Source organism: Streptomyces millisiae (assembly GCF_031845425.1).
GTDB lineage: Bacteria > Actinomycetota > Actinomycetes > Streptomycetales > Streptomycetaceae > Streptomyces > Streptomyces millisiae.
This window is the reverse complement of record NZ_JAVREM010000269.1, coordinates 1-465: the sequence shown is the minus strand read 5'-3', so window position 1 is coordinate 465 and position 465 is coordinate 1. Positions and strand designations below refer to the sequence as shown.

2 pseudogenes are annotated in these 465 nt (G+C 71.2%); both read left to right on the top strand.

What is annotated here, in order from left to right:
- A pseudogene (locus RNC47_RS36620) lies at nucleotides 1-159 on the top strand (alkaline phosphatase family protein); the annotation flags it as partial.
- 75 nt (nucleotides 160-234) lie between these two features.
- Nucleotides 235-465, top strand: a pseudogene (locus RNC47_RS36615) (sugar phosphate isomerase/epimerase); the annotation flags it as partial.

The window sequence follows — 465 nt, the reverse complement described above, 5'->3', positions numbered from 1 at the left end:
CCCCTGGACCCCTCACCTATTCGCGGCAGCCACGGCCGCCTCCCCGAGAGCGACGACGAAGGTCCGCTCATCCTCTGCTCCACCCCCCACACGTTCACCGACCGGGTCAGGGCCACCGAAGTGAAGTCCCTGCTCCTCCAGCTTGCCGGACTGCACTGACAATCCCCGTCACGCACCCGGCACCGCACCGCTCACCCCACGTCCCGTCACGTCATCCAAGGGAGCCACGCGAACATGAGCCGCACCTCCAAGGACACCGAACTCGCCCGCAGACTGAGCCGCCGCAACATCCTCGGCGTCGCCGCCGGAGCCACCGCCGCCACGATCATCGGCACGGCGACCGCCCAGGCCGCCGCAGCCCAGGGACCCGCCAAGGGCCCCGGTCACGGACACGACCACGGGCATGGTCACGGCAAGGGCAAGGGGAAGCCCGTCCTGCCCCCCGGCCGCCTCGGCATCCAGCTC